13 protein-coding genes are annotated in these 15,185 nt (G+C 53.4%); 12 read left to right on the top strand and 1 reads right to left on the bottom strand.

What is annotated here, in order from left to right; all coding sequences use genetic code 11:
* The first annotated feature begins 6 nt into the window (after window positions 1–6).
* From PSV40_RS15015 to PSV40_RS14990, 6 genes are read left to right on the top strand one after another with little or no spacing between them, the layout of a single operon-like run.
* A complete protein-coding gene (locus PSV40_RS15015) occupies window positions 7–930 on the top strand; it encodes a Gfo/Idh/MocA family oxidoreductase (protein WP_300539190.1) in 924 nt (307 codons plus the stop codon).
* 1 nt (window position 931) lies between these two features.
* Complete coding sequence (locus PSV40_RS15010; protein ID WP_300539188.1) at window positions 932–1,837, top strand: NAD(P)-dependent oxidoreductase; 906 nt, start codon at window positions 932–934, stop codon at window positions 1,835–1,837.
* On the top strand, window positions 1,837–3,120 hold the full coding sequence (locus PSV40_RS15005; protein ID WP_300539186.1) for a nucleotide sugar dehydrogenase: 1,284 nt from the start codon (window positions 1,837–1,839) through the stop codon (window positions 3,118–3,120). Before PSV40_RS15010 ends, PSV40_RS15005 begins: the two co-directional genes overlap by 1 nt.
* 5 nt (window positions 3,121–3,125) lie before the next feature.
* Window positions 3,126–4,031: an NAD(P)-dependent oxidoreductase gene (locus tag PSV40_RS15000; RefSeq protein WP_300539184.1), complete on the top strand. Its 906-nt coding sequence runs from the start codon at window positions 3,126–3,128 to the stop codon at window positions 4,029–4,031.
* Window positions 4,028–5,002 carry a thiamine pyrophosphate-dependent dehydrogenase E1 component subunit alpha gene (locus PSV40_RS14995; protein WP_300539182.1) on the top strand — a complete coding sequence of 325 codons (975 nt, stop codon included), beginning with the start codon at window positions 4,028–4,030 and terminating at the stop codon, window positions 5,000–5,002. The genes PSV40_RS15000 and PSV40_RS14995 overlap by 4 nt, the downstream gene beginning before the upstream one ends.
* An 8-nt stretch (window positions 5,003–5,010) precedes the next feature.
* Window positions 5,011–6,045 (top strand): transketolase C-terminal domain-containing protein, encoded by a 1,035-nt coding sequence (locus PSV40_RS14990; RefSeq protein WP_300539180.1) that lies wholly within the window; start codon window positions 5,011–5,013, stop codon window positions 6,043–6,045.
* Window positions 6,046–6,105: 60 nt separating this feature from the next.
* Here the strand turns inward: PSV40_RS14990 and PSV40_RS14985 are convergent, their stop codons facing one another.
* Window positions 6,106–6,963: an SDR family oxidoreductase gene (locus PSV40_RS14985; RefSeq protein WP_300539177.1), complete on the bottom strand. Its 858-nt coding sequence runs from the start codon at window positions 6,961–6,963 to the stop codon at window positions 6,106–6,108.
* A 119-nt stretch (window positions 6,964–7,082) separates the two neighbouring features.
* On the opposite strand from PSV40_RS14985, the gene PSV40_RS14980 reads away from it, so the two are divergent.
* The 6 genes from PSV40_RS14980 to PSV40_RS14955 all read left to right on the top strand — a co-directional run bounded on the left by PSV40_RS14980 (window position 7,083) and on the right by PSV40_RS14955 (window position 15,140).
* Window positions 7,083–8,336 (top strand): TIGR04372 family glycosyltransferase, encoded by a 1,254-nt coding sequence (locus PSV40_RS14980; RefSeq protein ID WP_300539175.1) that lies wholly within the window; start codon window positions 7,083–7,085, stop codon window positions 8,334–8,336.
* Between the two features lie 33 nt (window positions 8,337–8,369).
* Window positions 8,370–11,684 carry a hypothetical protein gene (locus PSV40_RS14975; protein ID WP_300539172.1) on the top strand — a complete coding sequence of 1,105 codons (3,315 nt, stop codon included), beginning with the start codon at window positions 8,370–8,372 and terminating at the stop codon, window positions 11,682–11,684.
* Window positions 11,681–12,286 carry an acyltransferase gene (locus PSV40_RS14970; protein ID WP_300539169.1) on the top strand — a complete coding sequence of 202 codons (606 nt, stop codon included), beginning with the start codon at window positions 11,681–11,683 and terminating at the stop codon, window positions 12,284–12,286. The genes PSV40_RS14975 and PSV40_RS14970 overlap by 4 nt, the downstream gene beginning before the upstream one ends.
* Before the next feature lie 52 nt (window positions 12,287–12,338).
* Window positions 12,339–13,322 carry a phosphoglycerate dehydrogenase gene (locus PSV40_RS14965; protein ID WP_300539166.1) on the top strand — a complete coding sequence of 328 codons (984 nt, stop codon included), beginning with the start codon at window positions 12,339–12,341 and terminating at the stop codon, window positions 13,320–13,322.
* Window positions 13,322–14,233, top strand: coding sequence for an NAD(P)-dependent oxidoreductase (locus PSV40_RS14960; protein WP_300539163.1), 912 nt, complete (start codon window positions 13,322–13,324; stop codon window positions 14,231–14,233). The genes PSV40_RS14965 and PSV40_RS14960 overlap by 1 nt, the downstream gene beginning before the upstream one ends.
* Before the next feature lie 85 nt (window positions 14,234–14,318).
* A complete protein-coding gene (locus PSV40_RS14955; protein ID WP_300539160.1) occupies window positions 14,319–15,140 on the top strand; it encodes a class I SAM-dependent methyltransferase in 822 nt (273 codons plus the stop codon).
* Window positions 15,141–15,185 lie beyond the last annotated feature (45 nt).

Here is a 15,185-nt window from a genome sequence, read left to right as displayed (position 1 = left end):
ACTTCCATGCGCGTTATTGTTGTGGGTTTGGGTGTGCAAGGTCGCAAACGCCTTGCTGTGGCAGGTGCCGAAGCTGTTGCGACCGTGGATCCATTCCATGCAGATGCCGATTACAGAAATGTGCAGGATGTCCCCCTTTCTTCGTACGATGCAGCTCTGCTCTGCATCCCCGACGAGCCCAAGCTTGAGTTGATCACTTACCTGCTGTCCAACGGCAAGCACTTGCTGGTTGAAAAACCCCTGTTCGCAGAAAAGCAGGCCGACCTTGTGGCTCTCAGGGAATTGGCTGCGAAGAACTGCGCTGTTTGCTACACCGCATACAACCACCGCTTCGAGCCTCATTTTGTGGGCATGAAAAAGCTGATCGAATCTGGCCGGTTGGGCCGTATCTATAGCGTGCGAATGTTTTACGGCAATGGCACGGCGCGGCTTGTCCGGGATTCCGCGTGGCGCGACCAAGGCGCGGGCGTGCTGCCTGACCTCGGATCGCACCTGCTGGATACAGCACTCTTCTGGTTTGGTAAACCGGCCGCCCCTTTTAAGGTCTTCTCCGCGAATTGCTTCGAAAACCGCGCACCTGACCACGTGTCCTTTGGGGCGAACGGTTCCCCTGTTCTGCAGATGGAGGTGGCTTTGCTGTCATGGCGCAATCATTTCTTTTGCGACATCTTTGCCGAGGGCGGCAGCGCGCACATCCAGTCACTTTGCAAGTGGGGCCCGAGCACGATGACCGTCCGGGACCGCGTGCTTCCGAGCGGGCGTCCAGACGAGGAGTCAACGACACTTGTGCAGGCGGACCCTACCTGGGAGCTGGAATACACACATTTCAAGAACCTTTGCAAAAAAGGCCAAAGCAATATCGACAACGACATCTGGATCAACGACGTGCTGGTCGGTTTGGCTCGTGAGATCCCCGGGGCAGAGGCCTGACATGACGGCCGTGGCACTTTCGCATGAGTACTTGCAGGCCCGAAAGCCGGCGCGCGTGGTGGTGCTGGGAGGCGGCGGTTTTATTGCCGGCGCCATTCGGCGGCGGCTTGAGGCGAATGGAATTTCGACTCTTGCTGTGGGGCGACCGGCGCTTGATTTGCTCAAACCGGGTGCGGCGGAACAACTGGCCGGGTTGCTGCGGCCAGAAGACGTGCTCGTTGTTGCGTCTGCCAAAGCACCGTGCAAGGATGTTGCGATGCTGGCCGAAAACATTCGCATGATTGAAGCGGTGTGCCTGGCGTTGCAACGTCGTCCCGTCGCGCACCTTGTATATCTCAGTTCGGACGCGGTGTACCGCGACAGCACAAAACCGTTGACCGAAAAATCATGCGCGGAACCCGGCGGCCTGCATGGCGCCATGCATCTGAGCAGGGAAATCGCGTTGCGGCACGCTCACCAAGGCCCGTTGATGCTCATCAGGCCGACGCTGGTTTACGGCAATGACGATCCGCATAACGGTTATGGACCCAATCGCTTTGGAAGGCTTGCTGCAGCAGGCGAGGATATATCACTGTTTGGTGAAGGTGAAGAACTCCGCGACCATGTCGACGTTGAAGATGTGGCCGAGCTGGCCGGACTGGTGATCATGCACAGAAGTTCAGGCATTGCCAATGCGGTATCAGGTGCGGTTGCATCATTCAGGGAGCTGGCCGACTTTGCGTCTGCATCTTTTCCCGGCAAGGTATCTGTGCGCGGTAGCCGAAGGTCTGGCCCCATGCCGCACAACGGCTATCGCGCATTCGACAATCAGGCGGTGCTTCAGGCTTTTCCGGGTTTTGCTTTCAAAGGCTGGCGCGAAGGCCTCGAAAAGATATATGCCGCCCGGATGAACGGGAGTGCAGGCTGATGCGACCCGTTCTTGGTTTTGCGGGCATGACCCATCTGGGTCTTGTTTCCGGCATCTCGGCCGCCGAAAAAGGGTTCAGGGTGATTTGCTTTGACCCTGATCTCCAGCGCATTGCGCCCTTGCTCAAGGGGGTGTTGCCGGTCTCCGAGCCGTCGCTCGACGAACTGATGGCGAAGAACCGGGCCAGCCTTTCCTTTACCTCCAATGCCGCTGATTTGCAGGCTTGTGACGTGGTCTATGTGGCACCCGACGTACCCACCGACGATTTCGGCGGCAGCGACCTGGGACCAATCAACAACCTGCTTGGCCGCGTTCTCGAGGCTTCACGTGACGATACAGTCATTGTTGTTTTGTCACAGGTGCCGCCTGGTTTTACACGCACGAAGCAGCGAGAGGGTCGAATCCTTTATTACCAAGTAGAGACGCTGATTTTTGGCCGTGCGGTGGAGCGCGCGTTGCAACCTGAACGTTATATTGTGGGCTGCGCGGACCCGCGCCGGCCATTGCCGGAGCCTTATCGCGTGTTTCTGGCGGCGCATGGCTGTCCTGTTTTGCCCATGCGCTACGAGAGTGCAGAGCTTGCAAAAATTTCCATCAACATGTGCCTGGTTGCATCGGTTAGCGTGGCGAACACGCTTGCCGAGTTGTGTGAGCATATTGGCGCTGACTGGTCTGAAATTGTCCCGGCGCTCAAGCTTGACAGGAGGATCGGTCCGTATTCCTATCTTGCCCCCGGGCTGGGGATTGCCGGTGGCAACCTTGAGCGGGATCTCGCGACGGTGTGCAGCTATGCGGACAGGTATGGCACTGATGCAGGCGTGGTTCGTGCGTGGATAGCAAACAGCCACCACCGCCGTGACTGGGTCCTCGGCGTCCTCTATCGCGAGTTACTGTCAAAAGTTGACGATCCCCTGATTGCTGTACTGGGTTTGGCCTACAAGCAGGACACAAATTCCGTCAAAAACTCGCCTTCGATAGCTTTGCTTGGGCACCTCAAGCCATTTCGGGTTCGGGTATATGACCCGGTGGTTCCCGCAAGCGTTGTGCCTCATCCCCTAATTCATGACGCAATGTCTGAACTTGAAACCTGCGAAGGGGCAGACGTCCTGGTATTGATGACGCCATGGAGTCAGTTCTCCGGAGTGGATCCGCGCGAGATTGCCAAGAGCATGCATGGCAAATTAGTACTGGATCCTTATGCAGTCCTCAAGGCGGCAGCCTGTCGCGATGCAGGCCTTGACTATCGCACGCTTGGCGTTAGCTCCTTTCCTGGAGGCTGCTGATCATCATGACTCTGCAAAGCGGTATTTACAAGAAGCCCCAGCGCGTGGTGCTGTTGGGCGCCCGTGGGTTTATCGGCCAGGCGCTGAAAAAGCGGCTTGATGTAGATGAAATTTCCAACCTTGCGTTGACTTCGTCCGATATCGACCTGGCATCCGCCGACGCAGCGCCCAAGCTGGCTTCCCTGATCACGGCTGGCGACGCGGTGGTGATGCTGGCGGCACGTACCCCGGACAAGGGGCGCGACGTCGCAACGCTGATGAAAAACCTCGCAATGATGCAGAACGTCTGTGTTGCGATTGAAAAAAGCGGATGTTCGCATCTGGTTTATTTCAGTTCTGATGCGGTCTATGATTCCGCTGTCAGTCGTGTGACTGAGAGCACACCACCGTCTCCCAAAGATCTTTACGGTGTGATGCACCTGACTCGCGAAGTTATGGCGCGCAACCTGAAAAATATTCCCCTGCTGGTGTTGCGTCCCACATTGGTGTATGGGTTGGGTGATACCCATAACGCGTATGGCCCCAATCGGTTTTTGCGCTCAGCGCTCAAGGATAAAAAGATTGCACTCTTCGGTGGCGGTGAAGAAACTCGCGATCATGTGCACGTTGACGATGTCGCCGCGCTCACAATCAAATGTCTAATGACACGCGGCACGGGTATTCTCAATATCGCCACTGGGGTATCAAAATCCTTTCGCGAAATTGCAGAACTTGTTGTTGACGAGTTTGCTGATGAGATTGAAATCACTGAAACCCCGCGCATCAGTGCGGTGACACATCGCCATTACGACATCACCAATTTGGTCAAATCCTTTCCCGATTTCAGATTTGTCTCCGGAAAGCAGGGCTTTGAAGAAATCCACCACCAGCTTTTGCTAAACGTATCGGTCGATCCGATTCAAACATCATGAATACAAATAAAGATCTGCAGGTTCATTTTTACAGGGAGCTTTTACGCATACGCAGAACTGAAGAAATCCTTGCTGATGAGTACCGGACCGGCAGTATGCGCACGCCTACACATTTTGGAATCGGTCAGGAGGCAGTCGCTGTGGGTGTGAGCAAGGCGCTGACGATTCAGGATGTCGTGTACACCCATCATCGGTGCCATACACACTATCTCGCGAAAGGCGGCGATCTTCTGGGGTTGGTTGCAGAACTGCTGGGGCGTGAAGCCGGCTGCTCCAGGGGCCGAGGCGGTTCTGTTCACCTGACAGACCGGTCCGTCGGATTTGTCGGGTCGTCTCCTATATTGGGTCACTCCAGTGCACTTGCGGCTGGTAGCGCATTGGCATTCAGCATGGACAAGCTTCCTCATATTGCAGTCGGTTTTTTTGGCGAAGGTGCATGTGATGAAGGCAGTGTCTGGGAAAGCTTCAACTACGCGTCTGTCCACAAATTGCCGGTACTGTTTGTATGCGAGAACAATCTTTATGCGACGGAGAGCCCGATGTCGGTCAGGCAGGCTGACGGAACAGATTTGTGTGAACGTGCGCGTAGTTTCAAGCTTCGCGCCGAACGAGTTGATGGCAACGATGTGAATGCGGTGTATCAAGCTGCGCAATCGGCAGTGGACGCCTGCCGTGCAGGCGAGGGTCCGACGTTTCTTGAGTGCATGACCTATCGCTGGCGGGAGCATGTGGGACCACTTTGGGACTACGAGGTTAATCGTGCCTATCGAACTAAAAAGGAACTGGAAGAGTGGATGGAAAAATGTCCACTTGTTCGATCTGGCAACTTGCTTGTAACTCAGGGTATGGCCAGCGCCGGCGATCTGAAGCAATGGCAGTCGGAAGTCGACGCCGAAGTGAACGAGGCCATTGTTCAGGGGAAGAAGAGCCCCTGGCCGGAAACGTCAACCTTGTTCGATAACGTCTATTGAAAGCGCGTATGCGACAACTTAAATACTCCCAGGCGCTTTCGGAGGGCATGGTCCAGGCAATGGAGCGGGATCCCAATATTTTCATTACCGGAATTTCAGTGAATTACCCGTCTGGAATTTTCGGGTCAACTGTGGAAGCGACCAAGCGATTTGGTCCTGGGCGCGTGTTCGACGCGCCCGCAATGGAAAACGGACTGACGGGGATTCTTATCGGTGCAGCAGCTGTTGGCAAACGTCCAATCATTGTTCACCCGAGAGTGGATTTTATGTTTCTGTCATTCGATATGCTGTTGCAGCTCTCGGCCAAGTGGCGTTACATGTACGGTGGTAATGCGGGGATCGCTCCTGTCGTTGTGCGAGCCATTATTGGGCGTGGATGGGGCCAGGGATCAACTCATTCGCAAAGCATTCAGGCGCCCCTCGCGCATTTTCCAGGGTTGACGGTGGTTATGCCTGCATTTCCGGCAGATGCCAAGGGGCTGATGCTGAGTGCGCTCAAACACACTGGGCCAGTTGTCATGCTGGAGCATCGGTCTTTGTATGACACGAGTGGGCCGGTTCCAGAGGAAGCCACGCCTGTGCCTCTTGGCAAAGCAGCTGTAATACGACAAGGAAAAGACATCACCATCGTTGCTACGTCATACATGTCGGTTGAAGCACTCGATGCGGCTGACGAACTCGAGAAAAACGGTGTGTCTGTGGAGGTTGTCGATCTGCGTTCCATACGTCCGCTCGACGAAGAAACTATCCTCGAGTCGGTCCGGAAAACCGGCCGGCTGATTGCTGCAGATACAAGTTGGGAACTGTGCGGAATAGCGAGTGAGGTCGCTGCTCTGGTTGCGGAAAAGGCGTTCAAATCACTGAAAGCACCTGTCCGCCGAATTTCGCTGGCAGATTGTCCTGCTCCCGTGTCGCATTCTCTGGAAAAGGTTTTTTATCCGTCGGCAAGCACCATTGCCAAGGCTGCAATGGTCATGCTCGGGAAAGACGGTGGCAGCCTTGGTTTGATTGATCGCGCTGACACCTTTAAGGGACCGTATTAAAAGTATGCCGCGTGAGGGATCGCCGGGCAGAGAAAAAAAAAAGACGAATTCCCGAGTCATTCATTTGCCCCAAGACTTTCCCCTGTCTTCGGGAACAATTCTGCGCAAGGTGTAAATGTCCGAATTATTCAGAACGCTAGCCAACTCGTTCAGTCGTTCCCAGGGATCCCAAATTGCACTTATCAGTTTTCCGGAAATCTCTTTCGATTTCTCGGAGATCAGGAAAGCGCAAAGCTCAGCCACACGGGAAAAAGACTCGCTGTTTTGCTCGACGATTTTGGATGCCAGTCTGAATTCGTTTTCACCAGCGATATCACTTCCCACTTCTACCACTTCCCTAAGCATGTCCGTAGGCAGGGGACCGGGTGCGATGCAGTTGACCCGTACGCCAGAACCCTTTAGCTCTTCCGCTAGGGTGGCGCTAAACCCTACCAATCCGGCCTTGGATGAAGCGTATGCGGAAAAATGGGCCCTAGGCCCGACAGCACCCCCGCCGGACAGGTTGATGATCGACCCGCCGGTTTTTCGGTTGACCATGAGCGGTACCAGCAGACGGCAAATATATGCTGGTGCGAAGAGGTTTATTTGAATGGTGCGTTTCCAGTCGTCCCAGTCATTATCCCCAAGCTGTCCGATCGGTCCTTGAGTTGCGGCGTTATTGATTACCGCATCAATATTTAAATATTTTAATTTTTCTCCCAGTTCAGCCAGGCTTTTTTCATTGCCAAAATCACAAGGAATGCACTGCAATTTTTGCTCAGGGCTTCGAGATAAACCGTTAAGGGTGAGCTGAAGGAGATTTTCATTGCTGGCAACGAGAATGAGATTGGCGCCCTTTATCCAAAGAGAGCGAGCGAGTTCCCTGCCGAGCCCTCTGCTGGCTCCAGTAATCAAAGCGGTTTTTCCGGTAAGGGACATAGCTGACCTCATGAACTCACATGTCTGGATAGAAAATTCTAGTTTAACCGGCACTTCTAATACGCTGTCAAAATGAGGGACTGGCAGAAAACTTTTTGTGCACAACAAACTAAACAATAATGCGATTTATAAAACAGCAGATCTCGCAAATTAGGTCAGGTGGGTGGCCGATGCTGAGGGCTAAAGCCGCAACAGGCTTGGTGTTCGTCCTTGTCGCTCCGCTATGCCTTGTACTTGTATTTTTGATCAGGCTGGCAAAGCCCTTCAAGACTATTCGATTCACTTGGTTGCCGAGCAGGCTTCTTGGTCATGCTGTTGTGGACCCCGAGATGCATTTGTCGCGCTCCGCGCTTTGCCTGACACCAGACAAGAATGTGCTGGATCTCTATTTTTTTGAGAGCACCTGGCATTCCAATAAATATTGGAAAAAAATTGTAGAGCGCCATTTGCCGGTCAGCCGGTTTTATTATTATTTGCATAGGTTCAATAAGCTTTTTCCTAACTGGGAACCGCACTATCGCATTTCTTATGGCGAGCTTCACGCCACGGCAGATCCGGAAGACTTGCTGGGAAGAATCGCTCCACAGATACGATTTACTGCAGAGGAAAACTTGGTTGGCGATGCATTTTTAAGAAAGCTTGGTATCTTGCCGAACGAGAAATTCGTCTGCGTTCAGGTGAGAGACAATGCGCATGACGTCAGGCTCAATCCTGTCGGGTTGCCTTCCGATTACAACGCATTTCGAAATTCCGACGTCACTAACTACGTAGAGGCGTTTGAATTTCTTGCTGACCAAGGTTATTGGGTCATTCGAATGGGCAAATTTACGGCAAATCCGCTCAAGTCAAGCAATCCAAGAATTTTTGATTACTCGCATTCCGGGCTGCGCACTGAATTTCTGGATCTTTGGTTGTGTTTTAACTGTACGTTCATGATTTCCACGGGCTCCGGTCTTGATGCCCTCGCGGCAATAGCCCGGAAGCCGATTGTTTGCGTTAATCTCCTAGCCTACCTTGACACTACTTACTTTTTCAGAAATTCGCTGATCATTTTCAAACATCTTTATGACGCAAAATCCGGCCAGCGTCTGTCACTGCCCGAGATTATCCGGCGCGAGTCCGAGACATATTTCAAATCCAGCGATTTTTACTGGAGCAGAAATATTGAATGGCGGGAAAACACGCCACAGGAAATCAAGGAGGCGGTTGAGGAGATGCACGCTCGAATTGAAGGTTCATGGGTGGAATCTTGTGTAGACGAAGAGCTTCAGCATGTCGCGGGCAATATCATCGCGGGCTCGGCGCAATATCAAAGTCAGTACAAGGACGGGTTTGTTCATCGGCTGGGCACCAAATTTCTCAGGTCACTCTGACCTCTGTATGCCACGCTTTCACCGCGCAGCCAGATGAACGCCTACCTTCTTCACCATAGGGACGATTTGGCGTGGGTACGCCAGCGCCATGGGGCTGATGCGCAACTTATTGCTCACGAAGACTACCTCCCCATTTTGTTGGGTGAAGCTGTCCCCCTTTTTTTTGACCACCATAATTTCGAAGACCGTACTGATGAAGCGATCAACTTTCTTAGTTTTAACTGGTACAGGGATGAGGACGGAAAAGAAAATTGTGAAGGCGATCATTTTTCAGTTGCAGATGCTTTTTCGGCTGGATTGCTGATCAATATATCGAGCGTTTGTCGTGAATATTTCGCGCTCAAATACTGGTGTAGCCGTTATGCCTGCGTATATATTTCCTGCAATGAGCCAGCAGCGTTCCTGAACATTGCGAAAAAGTTTGCGCCGCAGGTTCAGGTTTACGATCCGGGGCATCGCATGGTGTCGCCGTTATGTACCCTTGCTGATCGTGTCTTGGGTATGCCTCCGATTGATCGGCGTGCCAATTTTCTACGGAAATTGCAAACTCCGTTTTTGAGGTTGCTGCGTAATAAAACACTGGCCTTAAGTGACTGGACCATGTCACGTTTTTCCGCTCGACAGCAAGGATGGATCAGCGTGAATTCGCGTTGGCCGTGGCGGGGTGCGTATACGCGCACGCTACCGCCGCGGTGTTTGTTGGATGCTGAACGACATGTTCCGAACGACTTTGAGGCCCTGCTAGAGCCGGCTCGGCTGGTGGATGTTTTGCAGCGCGTCAACGTTCATTGGGACAATGAGTTGATTGAGGCACTGTCGGAATCCATGGTCGGCAGGTACCAGCTTTATCGCGGTTACTTTGTCTGGACCGTCGCCGCCTACCAGGACATGCTGGACTCGTACAAGCCTGCAGAACTGGTGGTGGGGTCGGAGTTTTACGAGCCCTATCTGATTGCAGCCCACCTGGCGAAGACCAAAGGCATCAAGGTGTCATGGTTGGTTGACGGTTATCTGATTGTTGATATAGAGAAGCGCATTGGCAAAGCGTCTTTGGGGCCGGCCATGTTTGACCGCATTTACGCCATCGCTTGTCAGCACGAACGCCGCATATTAAAGAGCAGGCTGGATGTGCAAGAGGTGGTGACGGTAGCCCCCCCCATTTTGGATAACCATGTACTGAAGGATAACGCTCCAAAAACCTTCGACGCGATTATCATGACGTGGATTCCAAACGACCTGGGGATGGATGGGCGTAACGGTTCACGTCCCAACACCCTGGTGGATGCGTTAAGAAGTGCGACGGATGCTGGTTTTGAGAAATTGGCCATAAAAATCAAGCACCATACTGAAAGGGAATGGCTGCTGCCCATCCTGGAGAGTACAGGCTATCTCGACAAGGTGACCCTGCTGGAGGGGCCATTTTCTGACCATGTGGCGAGCACTCGCAGAATAATCGGAGGCATCAGCTCGGCGGTCGCCGAAGCGACTTACCATGACATTCCGTATTACATCTATGAGCCTTTAGCCAATGGTTATAGTGCGGCGGAAATTGCTTCCGCGGTCATCTTCGCTGAAGGAGGTGTGGCGCGCACACCTGCCGAATTGGATGCCCTACTGGAGCGACCTGAAGGGTCGGTGATAAATGACCGCGCGCTGCTGTTCGGCACTGAATGCCCACAGCTTGATTGGTCATGGGATCAAACCCGTGAGCTGTACATCACTTGGGTGGCCCAGTGGGCAGATCGTTCCGGTATCAAAAACGCATTGCAGTGGCGCGGCTTTCCGCTTTGGTGGGCGAGCACCTTGATTGCCAAGGACACCGCGGTTGACTACGTCTGGTACCAGGCGCTGCATGAGAGGTTGTGCGGGTTGGCAGACAAGCAGCTCAGTCCGATGAGTCCGCTCAGCCATGGCACCGTTTACGCTGGAATACTGAAAAGCCTGTTCAAGGAACTGGGTAAATGGTTGTTGCTGAGGTTTTTGCCCAAGCGCCCTGAGACAGGTGGGGAGCGCGTCTGGTTTCATGGCCTTGAATACAACCTCATCCATGCCCGCGGCGGGTTTTGCGACAGAATGTACGAACAAGTACCGCTGGATGATCACAAACATGGCTTTACTTCAGCCTTCATTTTTCGGTTGAATATCAAAAGCGCAGATTTTCTGCACCCCGGCCTCTGGCGCAAGAAATTGACGGACTATGCATCCAGGCTGCAGCGGGATGTGGAAATTCTCGACAGGTATCTGTTTCTAGCTGACATCATCCAGATACACGCCTCATTGATAGGGAACTACTTCAAATTCAGCAAAATGGCGAAGAGATTGCAACAACAAGGCGTGCGGGTAGGGCACGCCGAGTTCTCCGACATTCTGATACTGGAAATGCAGAAAAGCTTTATGTCCATGCTCCCCTGGAGCTTGACCTATGCAGCCATGTTTGAACGCTGGCTGCAAAGCAGTGGTGGTGACAAAGCCCTGGTGACTTACGGCGAAACTCTCGCGCCCATGCGGGCGGTCTATTTCGCGACAAAGAAAAATTCCCCCAGGCATCGCTGGGTGTCGATACAGCATGCCACCATCTATAAAAACAAAATGGGGTTCTATCACCGCTACTCGGAATTCAATCGCTCAGGCCTCGAAGACAAGCGTAGCATTTCGCCCATGCCGGACTACTACTTCGTGCATGGCTCACAGTTTGCCGACATTCTTTCTGGCTTTTATCCTGCCGGTAACATCCGGATCACGGGATGCCTTAAATACGATAGTCTCTATCGTGTTTACAGCCAGGGTCGCAGGCTTCAAAGCGTGCCCAGCGATGATCGCATCCTGCTACTGGCACCTTCGGTGGGTGACGAGGAGATCATCTTGAAAGTACTGGCAGGGTTACGGGCGCTTCCCGGGTGGCGCGTCATGCTGTCAAAACATCCGACGGTGAGTCAGGAATGGATCAACGAACTGATACGCCGAAATGAAATCGCCCTGGAGATAGGTTTTGACCCGTCCAAGTCCACCGTGCAGTTGATGGAAAGCGCGAGTCTTGTGGTTTGCAGTTACTCGGGAATAGCGCTGGAGTCTTTTTTTGTGGGCGTCCCATCCGTACGGGTCTTGAACCCCGAACAGCCTCCCATGGTTGAGGACGAACCCGGCGTTGACCACGTCACCACCCAGCAAGAATTGCTGAGGGTCCTTTCAGAACTCGACCAAGTCAAGGCTGCAACTGGTCTCGCCCCGGAAGTTTCGCGCACCCTGAAACGGTATTTTTACAAGTTCGATGGCTTGGCAGCCACGCGTTTCTGGACGGAGCTTGGCCAACTGGGCGACCTGCCGCGCCAGCAGGGTATGTCCGGATGAAGACGACATTGATATCCAGACTGGCCTCATTTCGGATGGTCAAGGCTACCTGGGCATTTGCCTGTTATATGAAAAACGATTTTCAGAGTGGGCGGTTTCGAGGCGTGTTGCTCATCGGCCTTGGAAATTTGCTGCCTGACTTTTTCGGTTGCGCTGTTGTCAGGGCTGTTTTGTGGCGACTGGCCGGTGTTCAATTGGCAGATTATTCAAGTACCGTGATTCGTGCCGGTGCGTTCACCGAATACCCGCACAACCTGATTGCCGGAAAGAATTTCCAGATTAATCGAAACACTTACCTCGGAACGAACGACCGTATCGTGATTGGTGACAATGTCACGATTTCACTCAACTGCCATATCCTGACGGTTTCCCACGATGGCTTGAATCACGAAGTAGATGTTGTGGCACCGGTGACCATTAAAAGCCATTGCCTGATTTATGCCAACTGCACGATACTGCCCGGCTCGGTCCTTGAAGAGGGCGTTGTCCTGGCGGCTGGTTCCGTGCTCAAGGGCGGCACTGAACCCTGGTCCATCTATGCGGGTGTACCGGCCAGGCGAATCAAGGCGCGCGAGCGGGAACAGTCAGCGAACGCCGGTTGAGCAAGAACTCGCCCCTTACCCCAATACACGATCTGTTGAGAGGCAACAAAAAATGGCAAAAGCCCTGATTACCACCGTTCCGTTTGGCGATAAAAACCGGCTCCCTCTGGAGCTGCTTGAAAACGCTGGCATCGACTACCTGATCAATCCGCTTAACAAGAAGTTGACCGAGGACCAGCTCGCCGATATGGTGGCCGACTTCGACGTCATCATTGCCGGCACCGAACTTATCACCGAGAAGGTGATGGCACGCGCGCCCAAGCTCAAACTGATTTCCCGGGTAGGAGTGGGGCTGGATGGTGTGGACCTGATGGCCGCGAAGAAACGCGGCATCCGGGTTGCCTACACACCAGACGCGCCGGCACCGGCCGTTGCGGAGTTGACGCTGGGAATGATGCTGACGCTGTTGCGTTCTGTGCATGTTTCCAATGCACAGATGCACGAGGGTAAGTGGCAACGCATTTTCGGCAGGCGCCTGGCGGAGATTACGGTGGGCATCATTGGCGTGGGCCGGATTGGTACCCGCGTGCTGCGTCGCACCAAGGCGTTTGGTACGCCCCGGATTCTGGTGAACGACACCATGCCCAACTACGAGTTGAACCGCGAGTTCAAGCTCGACTGGGTCACCAAGGAGCAGATCTATAAAGAGGCAGACCTCATCAGCCTGCACCTGCCGCTGACACGCCTGACCAAGAACATGATCCGGCGCGAGCAGTTGTTGAGCATGAAGCCGGATGCCATCATCATCAATACCGCCCGCGGCGGCATTATCAATGAAGGCGATCTTCATGACGTCATGATGGCCGGGCATCTGAGCGGCGCGGCCATTGATGTGTTTGAGCATGAGCCTTATGCCGGCCCCCTTTCGCAGATCGAGCGTTGCCTGCTGACGGCACATATGGGGTCCATGTCGGTCGACTGCCGCACCCGCATGGAGATTGAGGCCACTGAAGAGGCTGTGCGTTTTCTCTCGGGAAAGCCATTGACCAGTGAAGTGCCCCAAGCCGAGTACGACGTTCAAAGCCAGGGGCTGTGATGGGCACTCTTCGCAACATACAACGCCGTGTGGTCACGGTTATTGGTGGGAGCGGTTTTATCGGTTCCCACGTGGCTGACCAGTTGAGCGAAGCCGGGTACGGGGTTCGCATCTATGACAGGGTGGCCTCACCGTGGGCGCGTCCAGACCAGGAGATGATTGTTGGTGACCTGCTCGACGTCGAAAAACTGCAGACCGCTGTTGCTGGCGCGCAAGCGGTTTATAACTTTGCGGCCTTGGCCGATCTGAATCAGGCCCTGGATCAGCCCCTCAAGACTGTAGAGATCAACGTACTCGGCAACGTTCAGGTGCTCGAGGCGTGTCGCAGGAACAATGTCAAACGCTTTGTGTATGCCAGCACGGTTTATGTGTATAGCCGTGAAGGGGGGTTTTATCGCTGTAGCAAACAGGCCGCAGAACATTATGTAGAGGAGTACCAGCGCGCCTTCGGCCTGGACTACACCATCCTGCGTTATGGCTCGCTGTACGGGCCTCGTGCCGATGTCGGGAACGGCCTTCTGCGCATCGTTCGCCAGGCCCTTGAAAGTGGCGTGGTTCGTTACCAGGGAAGCCCGGATGCTCTGCGCGAATATATTCACGTTGAGGATGCTGCCCAGGCCAGCGTGGCCGCGCTCGGGGATGAATTTCGCAACCAGAGCGTGGTGCTCACCGGGCAGGAGCCCATGCGCGTGGTGGATTTGCTGAAGATGCTGGCTGAGATTCTGGGCAAGCCAGATGCCGTGGAGTTCATACCAGGCGAGCAGACCGGCCACTATGTGAGAACACCTTATGCTTACCAGCCGAAGCTCGGTCGCAAGTACGTTCCCCCCATGCATGTAGATCTGGGGCAGGGCTTGCTGCAGTTGATCGACGAAGTCCGCGCCAGCCTGCTGGCCAGTCCAGAAAATTGAATTCCATGACACACTTTTTTAAAGCCATCCGACAATCAGTGCATGCACTTTTTGATGCAATAGCAGGCTCATGCGGGGCGTCTGTATGACGGGATTTTCAAAATACCTGAATCCAGTCAGATATCTGAACAGGGCTTCCCGCCATGTGGATGATTATTACCGAACCTGTTATCGGAAATTTATTCACGACGCCGAAAGCCTGGAAGCGACGGAGAACTCGAAGTTTGAGAAAAATTCTCTTGATCTTGCACAGGCGCAAACTGTGTTGAACAAAATCTTGCAGGTAATGCGTGGCAGGGATTTTGATTATGAAAACGACAGCATTCACTGGCTGGTTTTCAGTGCCCTGAGCATTTCAACGCCCGGGATTCGTAACATCCTTGAAATCGGCACCTTTGATGGCGAATTCACGTCCATTCTGTCCAGACTCTTCCCTGATGCAAAAATAACAACGGTTGACTTGCCGGCAAGCGATCCTTTGCTGAGGGATTTTTATGACCGCGAGGAGGACTCTGCTTTCCAGCGATACAAGAAAAAGCAGGCCGCAAACCTTGCCAATGAAAACATCAAGCTGATAGAAACAAACTCGTTTTTTCTGCTGGAGAAAACCAGCGAAAAATTTGACCTGATTTGGGTTGATGGAGGGCACCTCTACCCAGAGGTGGCGTGGGACTTGTGCAGTGCTTACCATCTTTGCGCCAGCGGTGGTCATGTTTTATGTGACGATGTCATACCACTGAAGAAGTTGTACAGGGACAGATATGTATCGACAGAGTCCTTTGAGGTGTTGAATTACCTTGAAGCACGGGCTTCCGTGCAATTGGCCCTGTTTCTAAAAAGAAGAAACCCGCTGTTTTTTGCCAAGATCAAACAGCGGAAATATGTCGCCTGTCTGAAAAAGCCGTGAGATTGGTACTGGCTGCCCATAGTTAAAACACGCAAGAATTGGAAC

Source organism: Polaromonas sp. (assembly GCF_029945925.1).
Classification (GTDB): Bacteria; Pseudomonadota; Gammaproteobacteria; order Burkholderiales; family Burkholderiaceae_C; genus Polaromonas.
Note: the sequence above shows the minus strand (reverse complement) of the source record. Positions and strands in the feature narration are given on the sequence as shown.

What these genes read in the sequence shown, in the direction of transcription:
- PSV40_RS14995 (WP_300539182.1), top strand. Translation starts at nt 4,028, where the DNA reads ATGAATACAAATAAAGATCTGCAGGTTCATTTTTACAGGGAGCTTTTA.
- PSV40_RS15010 (WP_300539188.1), top strand. Translation starts at nt 932, where the DNA reads ATGACGGCCGTGGCACTTTCGCATGAGTACTTGCAGGCCCGAAAGCCG.
- PSV40_RS14985 (WP_300539177.1), bottom strand. Translation starts at nt 6,963, where the DNA reads ATGTCCCTTACCGGAAAAACCGCTTTGATTACTGGAGCCAGCAGAGGG.
- PSV40_RS15005 (WP_300539186.1), top strand. Translation starts at nt 1,837, where the DNA reads ATGCGACCCGTTCTTGGTTTTGCGGGCATGACCCATCTGGGTCTTGTT.
- PSV40_RS14975 (WP_300539172.1), top strand. Translation starts at nt 8,370, where the DNA reads ATGAACGCCTACCTTCTTCACCATAGGGACGATTTGGCGTGGGTACGC.
- PSV40_RS15015 (WP_300539190.1), top strand. Translation starts at nt 7, where the DNA reads ATGCGCGTTATTGTTGTGGGTTTGGGTGTGCAAGGTCGCAAACGCCTT.
- PSV40_RS14955 (WP_300539160.1), top strand. Translation starts at nt 14,319, where the DNA reads ATGACGGGATTTTCAAAATACCTGAATCCAGTCAGATATCTGAACAGG.
- PSV40_RS15000 (WP_300539184.1), top strand. Translation starts at nt 3,126, where the DNA reads ATGACTCTGCAAAGCGGTATTTACAAGAAGCCCCAGCGCGTGGTGCTG.
- PSV40_RS14960 (WP_300539163.1), top strand. Translation starts at nt 13,322, where the DNA reads ATGGGCACTCTTCGCAACATACAACGCCGTGTGGTCACGGTTATTGGT.
- PSV40_RS14980 (WP_300539175.1), top strand. Translation starts at nt 7,083, where the DNA reads ATGCGATTTATAAAACAGCAGATCTCGCAAATTAGGTCAGGTGGGTGG.
- PSV40_RS14990 (WP_300539180.1), top strand. Translation starts at nt 5,011, where the DNA reads ATGCGACAACTTAAATACTCCCAGGCGCTTTCGGAGGGCATGGTCCAG.
- PSV40_RS14970 (WP_300539169.1), top strand. Translation starts at nt 11,681, where the DNA reads ATGAAGACGACATTGATATCCAGACTGGCCTCATTTCGGATGGTCAAG.
- PSV40_RS14965 (WP_300539166.1), top strand. Translation starts at nt 12,339, where the DNA reads ATGGCAAAAGCCCTGATTACCACCGTTCCGTTTGGCGATAAAAACCGG.